The sequence below is a fragment of the Deltaproteobacteria bacterium genome (assembly GCA_009692615.1).
Lineage (GTDB): Bacteria > Desulfobacterota > Binatia > UBA9968 > UBA9968 > DP-20.
In genome coordinates, this window is record SHYW01000006.1 from 17,893 (window position 1) to 30,876 (window position 12,984).

General features: G+C 57.9%; 9 protein-coding genes. 4 read left to right on the forward strand and 5 right to left on the reverse strand.

The genetic code is table 11. The annotated features are described in order from the left end of the window. Positions 1-149 precede the first annotated feature (149 nt). A complete protein-coding gene (locus EXR70_02325; GenBank protein MSP37315.1) occupies positions 150-746 on the forward strand; it encodes a hypothetical protein in 597 nt (198 codons plus the stop codon). A 53-nt stretch (positions 747-799) separates the two neighbouring features. Here EXR70_02325 and EXR70_02330 read toward each other — a convergent pair whose 3' ends face one another. Continuing rightward, positions 800-1,927 carry a hypothetical protein gene (locus EXR70_02330; protein MSP37316.1) on the reverse strand — a complete coding sequence of 376 codons (1,128 nt, stop codon included), beginning with the start codon at positions 1,925-1,927 and terminating at the stop codon, positions 800-802. Between EXR70_02330 and EXR70_02335 the strand changes: the two genes are divergently transcribed. Then, positions 1,915-2,994 carry an LLM class flavin-dependent oxidoreductase gene (locus EXR70_02335; GenBank protein ID MSP37317.1) on the forward strand — a complete coding sequence of 360 codons (1,080 nt, stop codon included), beginning with the start codon at positions 1,915-1,917 and terminating at the stop codon, positions 2,992-2,994. The two genes, EXR70_02330 and EXR70_02335, sit on opposite strands and share 13 nt — an antisense overlap. Positions 2,995-3,013: 19 nt before the next feature. Here EXR70_02335 and EXR70_02340 read toward each other — a convergent pair whose 3' ends face one another. Together EXR70_02340 and EXR70_02345 are read right to left on the reverse strand one after the other, a co-directional pair. Next, positions 3,014-3,976: an amidohydrolase gene (locus tag EXR70_02340; protein MSP37318.1), complete on the reverse strand. Its 963-nt coding sequence runs from the start codon at positions 3,974-3,976 to the stop codon at positions 3,014-3,016. Between the two features lie 26 nt (positions 3,977-4,002). Next, a complete protein-coding gene (locus tag EXR70_02345) occupies positions 4,003-5,349 on the reverse strand; it encodes an MFS transporter (GenBank protein MSP37319.1) in 1,347 nt (448 codons plus the stop codon). Positions 5,350-5,364: 15 nt separating this feature from the next. Here EXR70_02345 and EXR70_02350 point away from each other — a divergent pair, with 15 nt between their 5' ends. After that, a complete protein-coding gene (locus EXR70_02350) occupies positions 5,365-5,994 on the forward strand; it encodes a DoxX family protein (protein MSP37320.1) in 630 nt (209 codons plus the stop codon). Then, positions 5,991-7,100, forward strand: a complete 1,110-nt coding sequence (locus EXR70_02355) for an aldo/keto reductase (GenBank protein ID MSP37321.1) — start codon at positions 5,991-5,993, stop codon at positions 7,098-7,100. The genes EXR70_02350 and EXR70_02355 overlap by 4 nt, the downstream gene beginning before the upstream one ends. A 9-nt stretch (positions 7,101-7,109) precedes the next feature. Here EXR70_02355 and EXR70_02360 read toward each other — a convergent pair whose 3' ends face one another. Both EXR70_02360 and EXR70_02365 read right to left on the reverse strand, forming a co-directional pair. Further along, positions 7,110-10,103 (reverse strand): response regulator, encoded by a 2,994-nt coding sequence (locus EXR70_02360; GenBank protein ID MSP37322.1) that lies wholly within the window; start codon positions 10,101-10,103, stop codon positions 7,110-7,112. 12 nt (positions 10,104-10,115) lie between these two features. Continuing rightward, positions 10,116-12,968, reverse strand: a complete 2,853-nt coding sequence (locus EXR70_02365; protein MSP37323.1) for a hybrid sensor histidine kinase/response regulator — start codon at positions 12,966-12,968, stop codon at positions 10,116-10,118. Between the last annotated feature and the right edge of the window lie 16 nt (positions 12,969-12,984).

The following is a 12,984-nucleotide window of genomic DNA, read 5'->3' on the forward strand; positions in this document are numbered from 1 at the left end:
TAAGCAACTCCGGCGAACATCGATGCGCCGCAAGCTCCAACAATTGAACGAGTTGTCGGCATGGGGAGAATTCTTTGCCCCCAACACTCTCCGGACACGCGAAGTCGACTCAGTCCGAAGCAGATGGTCCCAGCTCTATCGTTCGCATCATGGCTAATAAGCCGTTAATCTCTCCTCCGGAGGCAACGCTTCACTCTCTCACCGACTGGCTAAAGGCGGAGAACGTCCCGGGGCTGATCATCGGCGGCGTTGCGGCATCTCTATTGGGCCGGCCACGCTTCACCCAGGATGTCGACGCACTAATCTCACTCGATGAGAAACACTGGGAAAGATTTCTTAGCGCCGGCACGCAATTCGGATTCACTCCACGCATCAGCGATGCAGCGGACTTCGCTCGGAAGGCCCGAGTTTTCCTGGTGCAGCATCAACCAACGGGAATCCACGTCGATATTGCTTTAGCCGGCTTACCATTCGAGGAAGAAGCCATTCAGCAGGTAAAACTGCGGCGGATTGGCAAACTGATCCTGCCTCTTCCCACGCCCGAGAACTTGATCATTATGAAAGCTATCGCGCATCGGCCGCAGGACATGGCCGATATCGGCGCTTTGGCGGATGCCAATCCTAAGCTGGACCATCGGAGAATTCATCGATGGGTCCGAGAATTTTCACGGGCTCTCGACATGCCAGATATTCTCACCGATCTGGAAAAGATTCTGAGCGACACGCGGAAAAGAAAACCGCGCTAATGATTTTTTGCGCGCGCAAGTTTCTTTCGCAGCCGAGAACTCGATATCCTTCCCTAGTTATGCGCCAGGACTTTTCTCAACACCCGCAATAAATTGCCGCCGAGAATTTTGCCGAAGGCGTCGTCGGAATAATTTCGCCGACTGAACTCTGCCGCAAGATTTTCTCGGTCAAGCAAACCGGCGCCGATCCCTTCACGCCGGACAACCCGGTCGTCGTTCCAGTCCCTTTTCTTTAATTCCGCCGCATAGGTCGGCACATAGGGTGCGATGCGCAACGTGTCTTTGTACGACCGGTGAAAATCGTCTTGCGCCGCGACGCCGACGTGATCGACGCCGACGAGTTTGACACAGTAGTCGACCCAATCGACATATTCGGCGACACTGGTGTTGGCGCGCACGTCTTGGCAGACCACGCCGCCCTTTTTCGCCGCGGCAACGATCAGCGGATCGGGCACGCTGCGCGGCCGGTTAAAAAGATTACGGCTAGTCGAGTGGCTGAAGATCACCGGCTGCTCCGACACCTCCAACGCTTCGAGCGCGGTGCGGTCGCCAGAGTGAGATAGATCGATGACGATGCCGAGCTGATTCATGCGCTCGATCGCTCGGCGGCCAAGGGAAGTCAGCCCAGTGTCGACTTCGCAGGCGTGACCGCAGCCGTAGTAACTGTTCTCGCTAAAGGCCAACGACAAGCAACGCAGACCGAGATCGTAAAATGCGTCGAGCAAACGCAGGCTGTCGCTCAGCGCTTTGGGATTTTGCAGTCCAAGCAGCACGCCGACCTTGTCGCGATTCTCCGCTTGATCCAAATCGTTCACGCCGCGTAAAATGTAAGCGCGTGAATGCGCGCGCACGATCGCTTTCACGGTCTCGAAACCTTCGATACTCTCCAGCGTATCGTCCCAGGTGAGATTCGCCGTGCAACCGACCACGCGCACGCCTTGAGAGTGCAATCTGTCGAGAAACGCGAGCGACAAATCCTCCGGCCACGGCGCGCCGAGACAATTAACGATGCCGTTCTGGTTCTCGAGTAAATTCACGATCGCTTCCTCCGGCAAAAAAAATTTAGATGCCAACTTGACCGGTAATCGAATTTTGGCGCGAGCGCAAGCGCGGGGAAGAAATGCAATTCCTTTGACATCATCGCGCCGGCCATGGTACCCCGGTCTTAATGGCAACCCCAACGCAAAAGTTCGCCGGTGAAATCGGCATTCACTTTCCCCTGCACGTGCTCAATCGCTACTCCCTGCCCGAGCTCATCGGCCTCGCCGAGCGCGCTTTGCAAATCATGGGGCCATTCGGTTTCACCCGAGTTTGGACCAACGACAATCTCGAATATCGCAGCGTGCTCGCCAGCTCGGCCGCGATCTTGGCGCGCTTGCCGGTAAAGCTCGGTACCGCTGTCACGGTTCCGTACTTTCGTAATCCGATTGACGTTGCGATGGCCTTCGCGACGATGTCCGAGCTTGCCAACGGGCGGGAAATTTCCCTCGGCTTAGGGCCAGGTTCCCGATCCATACTGACGCGTCACGTGGTGCGGACCAAGCCGCTGACGATCATGGCGGAGTTGGCCGTGTCATTGCGAACACTGTTCGCTGGCGAAACTCTCAATCGCCGCGACATTCCGACCTTGGCCGAATACTTTCATCTAAACTCCGAGCACTACGCGCTGCGCTTCAAGACCGCGGCGCCGATTCATCTTTACTACGGGCCGAGTTTGCTCAAACCCGCGGTGCTCGATCTCGTCGCGCGCCATTTTGACGGCGTCATTCTGCAAACCCTTTATGGCATCGCCGACATGGAAGCGTCGCTGGCGCGTCTCGATTCAGCTCGGTCTGAGTTCGACACGCTCCCGCCGCTGCGCAAAACGATGTTGCTCAATGCTTCAGTCTCGCGCGACAGCGAAGCCGCGCGCCAACACGCCAAGCGTTTTGTCTCGCACATCGTGTCGGGTTGGCCAGATGACGCGCTCGCCGCAAAGGGCATCGATCCCAAGGCGATTCAAGCTGTGCGACAAGCCTACGCGGAAAATCGCGGCATCGACGTCGCTGCGGCGCTGACTCCAGATGAAGCCGTCGATCGCTTGATTATCGCCGGTACTCCGGAACAGTGCATCGACCGGCTGCGCGAACTATTTTCGCTGGCGGTTCGCCATGGTTTCAGTGAAATCGCCATCGGTGTGCCACTCGGACCGGACGTTCCCGAAGCGATCGATCTGTGGGGTAAAGAAATTCTTCCGGCGCTGCGTTAACGAAACGAGATTCAAGCAGTCAGACAATGCGATAAGCTCGCGCCGCCGAGTCGTGAAACAGCGCCGCCCGTTCGCCGGCCGAGTAGTTCTCGGTGATCCGCTTGAAGGCGTTCCACAGATTGACGTAATGGTTGGAAGCTTTTTCCACGGGGAAATTGCTCTCGAACATACAGCGCTCGACGCCGAATCGATCGATGCAATGTTCGAAGTAAGGCCGCAAGACATGCGTCAACTCTTCGGACGACGGCTTGGCTGTGCGTTCATGCCAATCGTATCCGGAACGCAGCGAGCCGACGCCGCCCAATTTAACCACCACATTCGGACAAGTGGCAAGCGCGGCGATTCCTTTGCGCCATTCTCGAAACACTTCGTCCCGTTTGCCGGCGTAGGGACCGACGCCCAACGGCGCGCCAATATGGTTGAGAATAATCGTCACCTCGGGAAAAGCGCGCGCCAGATCGGCGACCTCGATTACCTGCGGATGATACACCCACGCTTCAAAACTGAGACCGAGCTTTTTGAGCCAGGTAAAACCGGCGCGAAACTTTCCATCGGCCAACAATCCCCGCGCCGCTTCATTGCGCAACGCGCCGCTACCATCCCAAGTCGCCGAATGACGAATGCCGCGAAAGCGCTTCGGACTGGCGGCGAGATGCGCTTCCAGCACCGGCGCGACGCCGTCGCCCAAAGCCAAGTTTGCGTGACCGACAATAGCCGCGGCGATGCGAGTGTTGATCGCCGCATCGGCCGCCACGCGCTCGGCGACAGCTTCGAGGAACTCGGTCTCGCCCAGCGGTTTGAATTCCGTCGCGCCAGCGCGGCGGTAGCCGTAACCGCATTCGACGGCCACGGTGGAAACGATATTGTGGCCGCTACGCAGATCCGCGAGCAAATCGTCGAGCAAATAATCTCGCGGCGGCCGCTCCCAAAGATGATGATGCGCGTCGCAGATCGGCAAATCAGGTTCTAGCGGTGCTTCCATAAACAACCCATCCGATTTCTGCAACCTCAGCGAATATGCCACGCCTTCGGCAGCGCGAGATGAATCCCCAGCATCGCCAGCGCGCCGGCGCTGCCCATCAGTACCACCGACCACTGAGCGCCGAACAGCGCCGCTAACGCTCCGATGATCATGCTGCCCAGGGTCATCACCACCTGGCTCATGTGAAACAGCGCAATCGTGCGGCCGCGAAATTCCGGCGGCGAGTAAGTTTGCAGCACGGTTTGCACCAGCGCATGGGAGCAGACGTTGGCGAAACCGATGACGATCATCACCAACATGGAGAAATGAAACCACGGCGACGCGCCGAACGCGGCGGCGCCGAGTCCGTAAAGCGCCACGCCGCCGAGCATGATCTTGCCGCGCGGCATGCGATCGCCGAAACCGGTGATCATCACCGCGCTGCCGAGCGCGCCCACGCCCATGGCGGTCAATAGCAAACTCTGCCCGCTGGCGCCGACCCGCAGTATGTCGCGGGCGAACACCGGCAACAGCGCCGTGAACGGCACGATGAACAAAGCGGCGAGCATGGTAATCAAGAGCGCCGTGCGCACGGTTTCATTTTGCCAGCTGAAGCGCCAACCCTCGACGATGCTGCTAGCCAACGACGCGTGCTGACTCGCATGAGCGCGCGACTTTGCCGCGCCTGATTCAGCACCGCTCAACTGCCAAGTCCAAAAAGTCGCGAGCACGAAAAAAAATGCCTGGGCCGCGTACGCACCGCCGGTGCCAAATACCGTGATCAGCACCCCCGCCAGCGCCGGGCCGAGGCTGCGCGCGACATTAAAAATCATCGAGCCCAGCCCAATCGCATTGGTCAGATGAGTTCGCGGCACGACATCGGCGATAATCGCCGCTCGGGCCGGCTGATGAAACGTCTGAACCACCGCCATGCCGAAAGCCGTGGCATAAACATGCCAAGGTTCGATGGCGCCGGTAACGATCAGTATCGCCAACACGGCGAACATCGCGCCGTCGGCGCACTGGGTAATGAGAATCTGCATCCGGCGCGAATAACGATCGGCGACGCTGCCCGCGATGGGCGAGAGAAAAAGAATCGGAATCGCCTGCACGCCGCGGATCATCCCGAGTTGGACGGTCGAATTAGTTAACTCGTAGATGAGCCAACCGCGCGTCACCTGATCCATCCAAAACGCCATCGAACCGAACACGTGGCCAAACCAGAGCACACGAAAGTCGCGGTAGCGCAGGACTTCCACGGCGCGGTGTTGGAACAGGCGATCGGAGAATCGCGCGGTCGTCTGTTCAATCTCAGGCGGCGAATCGCCGGTAGGATCATGATCGGTGGGCAGCGAGCTCAGAATTTTCTCCAGCGGTCCCGAGGCCGAACCCATGGCATCGCCAAGTAGATGCTGTTGGCTATAACACGCGCCGAACGAAAACGTCCAGCGCCGACGACGGACGACGGACTACTGACTACTGGATTCTCTCCGAATAACTTGATCCGCCGCACCATCGGAGCTATCTTGGCCGCACTCGATAATTTTGCCGGGAGTTTGATGAATCTTCGGGAAAGAACCTATCTGTGGTATCTCGCCGTGCTGCGCCTTTACGTCGGCTACTATTTGCTCCGCCAAGGCGTGCGAAAATTTCAGCAGGACTTTCCCAAGGGCGATTGGATCGGCCGGCAAATCGGCGACCTCGCCACCCTTGAAACTTTTTCCTGGTACAAAAAACTATTGACCGACTATGTCGCGCCGCACCATGAACTGATCGGCTATTTAGTCATGATCGGCGAGATCGCCGTCGGCGCTTGCCTGCTGGTCGGACTGTTCAGCCGATTGAGCGCGCTGGCCGGCCTGTTCATGGTCGGCAATTACTTCTTGGCAATGGGCATCGCCCGCGGCGGCACGCTGCGCACCCAGCAAGAAATTTTTCTCATCGTCCTGGCGATTTTCGTCTTGGCCCGGCCCGGACGCACTTTGGGTCTCGACGGTCTGCTATTTCGCGGCGGCGGCAAAGGAAAGGTCGCAAAATGAAAAGTCCTGGTTCGGCGAGCGCGGCGGGCACGGAGCGCTATCGCCAGCGCTTCAGCGATAAGTTGGCGCCGGAACACTTTCGCCAGGCACAGGAACTCTGGCTTTCCTCCATCGGCATCGGCACCTATTTGGGCAATCATGACGACGCCACCGATCAAGAGTACCACCAAGCGGTGGTCCACGCCGTCGCGTCGGGCTGCAACGTCATCGACAGCGCCATCAACTACCGCATGCAAAGAAGCGAGCGCGCCATCGGCACGGCGCTCAAAGAGCTGGCGGCCAAAGCCTACAACCGCGACGAAATCGTCGTCGCTACCAAGGGCGGCTTCATTCCCTACGACGGCGCGCCGCCAAAAGATGTAAAGCAATATATCGAAGCGACATTCATCGCCACCGGACTCGCCAGCGCGGAGGAAATCGTCGGCGCGGTTCATTGCATGACGCCGGCCTACTTGCTCAATCAGCTCGACGCCAGCCGGCGCAATCTCGATCTGGAATGCCTCGACATCTACTACGTCCACAATCCGGAAACCCAACTCGGCAAAATCCCCAAAGACAAATTCAACCGCCGACTCAGCGCCGCCTTCGAAGCGTTGGAAGGCGCGGTGGCGGACGGTAAGATCGCCATGTACGGCGTGGCGAGCTGGAACGCTTTTCGCGGCGAGCCGAACGCCAAAGATTATTTGTCGCTACCGGAAGTCGTCGGTCTAGCGGAGCAAGTCGGCGGCAAAGGCCATCATTTCAAAGCGCTGCAGCTGCCGCTCAACTTGGGCATGAGCGAAGCGCTGTCCAACGCCAACCAACCGCTCCACGGCCATCATCACACGCTGCTCGACACCGCGCAGGAGCTCGGCATCACGGTCATGTGCAGCGCCTCGGTGCTGCAAGGACAGCTGACAAAGAATCTACCGCCGATCATCGAAGAAACCTTTACCGGCCTCGAAACCGACGGCCAGCGGGCGCTGCAATTCGTCCGCTCCACGCCCGGCGTCACCACCGCGCTGGTCGGCATGAAACAGCAAAAGCATGTGGATGAGAATCTGCGCACGGCGAAAATCGCGCCGGCGTCTTGGCAGCAATATTCAAAGCTATTTCAGTCCGAGTAATTGTGCGCGTCAGCGCAGATCGAAGATCGCCGGCTCGCTGGACGCCAAAATTTGCGGCGCACGCACACGCGTAGCCTGCGTCGCCGCGTGGCTCAACACCTTGGCCAACTCCTCGACCCGAATCGGTTTGCTCAAGTAGTCGTCCATGCCGACGCCAAGATATTTTTCCCGGTCGCCTTGCAGCGCGTTGGCGGTCAGCGCGATTATCCACGGGCGCCGGTCGCCGAGCCGCTGACGAATCACGCTGGTCGCTTCGAGCCCGTCCATTTCAGGCATCTGCACGTCCATCAACACCACATCGTAGTGTTGCCGTTCCACCGCTTCCACCGCTTCCTTGCCGTTAGAGACCACGTCGGCGCGATAACCCATGCGCTCGAGAATTTTGCCGGCGACTTTTTGATTCACCACGTTGTCTTCGGCCAATAGAATCCGCAGCGGTTGGCGCGCCGCGATCCCGGGATCAAGGCTCAAGTTGCCATTCACGGCTTCTTTCACCTGAGCGCCAAATACCATCGACAGAGCGTCAAGGAGCCGCGCTTCCCTAACCGGTTTGGTCAACTCGGCGGTAAATAACTGTTTAGCGCCATCGCGCCGCCCCATCGAGCTCAGTAAGATAAGCGGTAGCTCGCGGTAGTCCGGCAACTCGCGAGTCTTGCTTGCCAGCTCGATCCCGTCCATTCCCGGCATCTGCATGTCGAGGATCGCCACGTCGAACTTTTCTTGAGCCTTAAAAAGCTCCAGCGCCGCGCTTCCTGAATCCGCTGAAATCACGATCAAGCCTTCGGACTCCAATTGGCGCTTGAGGATTTTGCGGTTTACATCGAGATCGTCGACCGCCAGGACACGCTTGCCTTTGAGCGCGGCACGTTGCCCAGTTTTCTGCCGCGCGTCGTGAGCCTTCCCGACAACGGTAAAACTAAAAGTCGATCCCTTCCCCGCTTCACTTTCCACCCAGATCCGCCCACCCATCAGCTCGACTAATTGCTTTGAAATCGCCAGTCCCAATCCCGTGCCGCCGAACTGGCGCGTCGTCGAGGTGTCGACCTGGCTGAACGACTTGAATAGCCGATCCATTCGTTCGGCGGGAATACCAATACCGGTATCGCGAACCGAAAATTCGATCTCGACAACGCGATTTTCGTCGGCCGATTCTGACTTCTGACTTCCGACTTCCCCGTTCTCACTTCTGCCTGTTGCCTGCTGCCTATTGCCTTCCCCGCACTTGACCTCAATCAGCACCAACCCCTGCTCGGTGAACTTAACCGCGTTGTTGGCCAGATTAACCAGCACCTGGCGCACCCGCGAGAGATCGCCGACGATGCCAAACGGCACACTCGGGTCGATGGAGTAGACCAGTTCGATATTTTTCTCCGTCGCTCGCGGCAACACCAGGTCGGCGGTCTCTTCGATGCTCTGGCGGATATCGAAGGGCACCTGCTCGACTTCTAGTTTGCCCGCTTCGATTTTGGAGAAATCCAAGATATCGTTGATCAGCGTCAGCAACGCATCGCCGCTCGAGCGGATGGTCTCGGTAAAGTCGCGCTGGTCTTTCGTCTGCTCGGTATCGAGTAACAAACCGGTCATGCCAATCACCGCATTCATCGGTGTGCGGATCTCGTGGCTCATGTTGGCTAAGAATTCCGATTTGGCGCGGGTCGCCACCTCCGCCTTCTCGAGGGCCTCAGCTAGCTCATCAGCTTTTCTCGTCACTTGAGCAGCCTGCTGTTCGACCTGCACCTTTACGTCCTGGAGTTCAACCATTTGGATTTGCAGCTGTCGCTCGGCGCTGCATCGTTCGGTGATTTCCCCTTCCAGCGTTGCATTGAGGTGGACGATCTCTCGGGTACTGGTTTCAACCATCCGCGCAAGAAACCAGGCCATCAAACTCGCGGCGATAATTCCCAGCGCCGACACACCCATCGACCATGCGCGTTCCGACTCAAAGATACCGACGCGAGTCCGCAGTAATATATCGAGTTCGCCCACCGCAACCTTCCAGTATTCGAAGCTCGCTTCACGAGCTTCTATCGCCGCTGGCAAGTAAACTGCCGGCGTGACCCCGCCGCCCTCCGTGGCTGCGGCCTGTTGTGTCAGCGCGATAAACTTCTTCGCGGCGTCTCGATATTTTATCAATGCCGGTCGCAAATTTTTCTGCAGCGTCGGACTGGTGCCATGAAAATTTGCGTCTTCAATAATCGAGGTTTCGGTGCTCGCGGTAATGCGGTCGAGATCCGACTCTTGCAGCATGGCGGCATGCACCGCCATTTGCATTTGCTCGTCTGGAGTCGCTTTGCCGCGTGAGAGAATTGCGTAGCCGAACCGAGCGACGCGGGCGAGGCGTTCCTGGGTTTGTGGCAAAACTAAAAGCGTCACATCCATCAGATAGTAGCTATCCAGATCGGGATCCAATATCAGATTCGATGTGTCACCGGCATGGTTGATCATCGTCCTCAAATCCCCCGCCAGGTGATCGAATTGTTTGTCGGCATCTGCTCGCCCAAGACCGCCCTCCGACCAGGCCCGCGCCAGGGCCTGCCACTCACCGTGGAGGTTTTTCACTTGCGCGTGTAGCCGGTTGCGTTTGGCTAATCCCTCTTCGGTAAATTGCAAGGCAGTTCCCAAGCGACGGTCTTCGTCGATGAGGCGTTGAAAGCTCGCGGCGATGGTTTCTCGTGGGTCCCGGGCCATCGGCGCGTTGGTCGTCACCAGACTCGTCAATTGGTACCCCTGGATCAGCTGAAGCAGTTCTTCGAGGCGGCGTTGATAGGCGTTACCACGAAGCTCTTGGGTGGCAAAGTCGATGGAGGCATTGATGTTAGCAACGATCAGGTACGCCAAGACACCGATCGGCAAGGCGAAGCTCGCCGCCGCGATCAGCAATATCTTTTTGCCGATGCTCACGCGAGTCTTCGTTGTGGTCCAAAAGCCGCCCTTTCCCGGAGTGAAACCCGACAGATGGGCGGATCGAAGGGCGGGAGGAGTTTTTCTTTCCATCAATGCCATCGTGATATCCTCCTAAAGTGTCCTGAGAGCGTCAGCGTCAGGCATCTTGTCCGCCACGGTGCACTCCACGTTGGCGGCCGCTAAAGTCCTTTGTCCCGCCTGCGCCAACACCCTGGCCAACTCCGCGACCCGAATCGGTTTGCTCAAGTAGTCGTCCATGCCGACGCCAAGATATTTTTCCCGGTCGCCTTGCAGCGCGTTCGCCGTCAGCGCGATAATCCACGGGCGCTGATCGCCGAGCCGCTGACGAATCACACTGGTCGCTTCGAGCCCGTCCATTTCAGGCATCTGCACGTCCATCAACACCACGTCGTAGTGTTGCCGTTTCACCGCCGCCACCGCTTCTTTGCCGTTGGCGACCACGTCCGGGCGATAACCCATGCGGTCGAGAATCTTGATCGCGACCTTCTGGTTCACGACGTTGTCCTCGGCGAGAAGTATTTTTAGCGGAAATCGTTCAGCCAATTTTTGCTCAACTTTGGGCTTGGCCAGTGAAGCGCCATTCTTCGACGAACCGCCGAGCACTTTCACTAGCACATCGCAGAGCTGTGACGCCTTAACCGGTTTGACCAACACCCGGACAAAGTCATGGTTGGCGAATTCCGGCCGCGCCGAGGTCAGCATGACCAACGGCAGGGATTCACAGCCTTGGCGCGAGTGGATTCGCGCCGCCAACTCGATACCGTCCATCTCCGGCATCTGCATGTCCAACAGCGCGACATCGAATTTTTCGCCGTTCTTAATAAATCTCAACGCATCAGCGCCTGAAGCGGCCGATCTGACGACCATACCCTGAGCTTCGAGTTGGCGCGTAACGATGGCAAGGTTGATCTCCTGATCGTCCACCGACAAAACCCGTTTTCCAGTCAACTCAGAGCGCTGCTTCTCGACACTTGGAGCCGCGACGGCCGTGCCGCGGATGGTAAACGAGAAGGTTGAACCTTTGCCCACTTCGCTCTCGACCCAAATTTTACCGCCCATCAGTTCGACCAGCTGTTTTGAGATCGCTAAACCCAAACCCGTGCCGCCATACAGTCGCGTCGTCGAACTATCGACTTGGCTAAAAGATTTGAACAACCGATTCAACCGATCGGCGGGAATACCGATACCGGTATCGCGCACCGAAAAAACCACCTCCAGCTCGTCCCCTCCGCCTACCTGGTTTCGGGTTTCGAGTTGCAAGTTTCGAGTTTCAGACTTCGCTCCAAGATCAGCGCTCACTCCGATGCCATTTTCAATTTTCAATTGTCCATTATCGATTTGTCCGTCTCCGCGCTTCACATCGATAAACACAATGCCCTTCTCGGTGAACTTCACCGCGTTGTTGACCAGATTGACCACCACCTGGCGCACCCGGGCGAGATCGCCGACAATGCCCCACGGGACACTCGGGTCGATGGAATAAATCAGCTCCAGACCTTTCTCGCTAGCCCGTCCAGTAACCAAATCGGCGGCCTCCTCGACGCACTGACGCACATCGAACGGCGCTTGTTCGATGTCGAGTTGTCCGGCTTCGATCTTGGAAAAATCTAGAATATCATTGATCAGTTCCAGCAACGCGTCGCCGCTCTTGCGGATCGTCTGGGTGAAGTCGCGCTGTTCGTCGTTGAGCTTGGTATCGAGCAGCAGCCCGGTCATGCCGATCACCGCGTTCATCGGCGTGCGAATCTCGTGGCTCATGTTGGCGAGAAAGTCGCTCTTGGCTTGGGTTGCCGCTTCGGCCTCGTCTTTGGCCGTCTCCAACTGCTCGCCTTGCTTGACGCTTTCGGAGTAGAGCGTCGTCAGCTCTTGAGTCCGTTCGGCGATCTTTTCTTCCAGACCCTGGTACGACTCTTTCAACGTCGCGGCCATGCCGTTGAACTGCTCAGCCAAACTTTCAAGCTCGTCGCCGGTGCGGATATTCAGTCGATGATCTAAGTTGCCCTCGGCGATCGAACGCGCGCCGGCCGCCAGATCACGCACCGCGCCGGTAATGCGGTTACTAAAAAATGCACTAAAGCCAAAGGCAACGACGATGCTAAGACCGAGGATCGCGAAGAATGCCCACTTAACCGCCAGCAATTGTCCCAACGCTGTGGCCTCGGGCTCTTCGACGATCACCGTCCAGCCGAGTTTGGGAATTATCAAACGGCTTTCAATCGTCGCGCCGGAGGCCGCGCTGCGCTGGTTCGCCGCAACATTTAACTTGGCGGTATTCGCCGCCAACAAAACCTTTGAATAATCCGGATGAGCGATCAGCCGGCCCTTAGCATCGGCGACGGAAACCACTCCGCTGGTTTCCGCGCTGATATCGGCCACCGCCTCCCAAAGATTTTTGAGACTCACTCGAGCGATCATCGCGCCGGCGATCTCGGCCGCCGTATAGCGCACCGGCACCGCAACCGTTACGAAGGGTTCCGCGGTAAACTCGTACTCCACTGGGCCGTAGAAAACCTTGCCGCGCATCGGTTCGAGAAATATCGGCGCGAATGTGAGATCGACGACTTGCGCCTCTTCATAGACTTGATCGCGGGAGACTTGCTCGATCCGTTTGCCGGTGGCGTCTACGAACGAGAGTTGACGAATTTGTGGGTCGAGTTTCATCAACCGGGTCAACGCTTGTCTTTGCGCGTCGGCCTTGGCTTCCCAAAATCTGCCGATTTCACCGGCGGTCGCAAGACGGCTGGCCCGTTGGTCGACGAACTCAACGATATGCGCGGAGGCGCGCAGCAACAACTGCTCTTGCCGTTGGCTCACGCCCGCGCGCAAGGTCGGATCGATGCGCCACTGCCAAAGTACCAAGACCGCGACGCCGATCACGGCTAAATTGATCAATAGCAAACTAAAGAATTTGGCGCGCAGTGTCGACGCTCGGAGAAGTTTCATCACGTCTTTCTTTTAC

Bases quoted from the DNA above. Each gene is read 5' to 3' on its own strand.
- EXR70_02325 (MSP37315.1), top strand. From the start codon at position 150: ATGGCTAATAAGCCGTTAATCTCTCCTCCGGAGGCAACGCTTCACTCT.
- EXR70_02335 (MSP37317.1), top strand. From the start codon at position 1,915: ATGGCAACCCCAACGCAAAAGTTCGCCGGTGAAATCGGCATTCACTTT.
- EXR70_02340 (MSP37318.1), bottom strand. From the start codon at position 3,976: ATGGAAGCACCGCTAGAACCTGATTTGCCGATCTGCGACGCGCATCAT.
- EXR70_02345 (MSP37319.1), bottom strand. From the start codon at position 5,349: ATGGGTTCGGCCTCGGGACCGCTGGAGAAAATTCTGAGCTCGCTGCCC.
- EXR70_02350 (MSP37320.1), top strand. From the start codon at position 5,365: ATGCTGTTGGCTATAACACGCGCCGAACGAAAACGTCCAGCGCCGACG.
- EXR70_02355 (MSP37321.1), top strand. From the start codon at position 5,991: ATGAAAAGTCCTGGTTCGGCGAGCGCGGCGGGCACGGAGCGCTATCGC.
- EXR70_02360 (MSP37322.1), bottom strand. From the start codon at position 10,103: ATGGCATTGATGGAAAGAAAAACTCCTCCCGCCCTTCGATCCGCCCAT.
- EXR70_02365 (MSP37323.1), bottom strand. From the start codon at position 12,968: ATGAAACTTCTCCGAGCGTCGACACTGCGCGCCAAATTCTTTAGTTTG.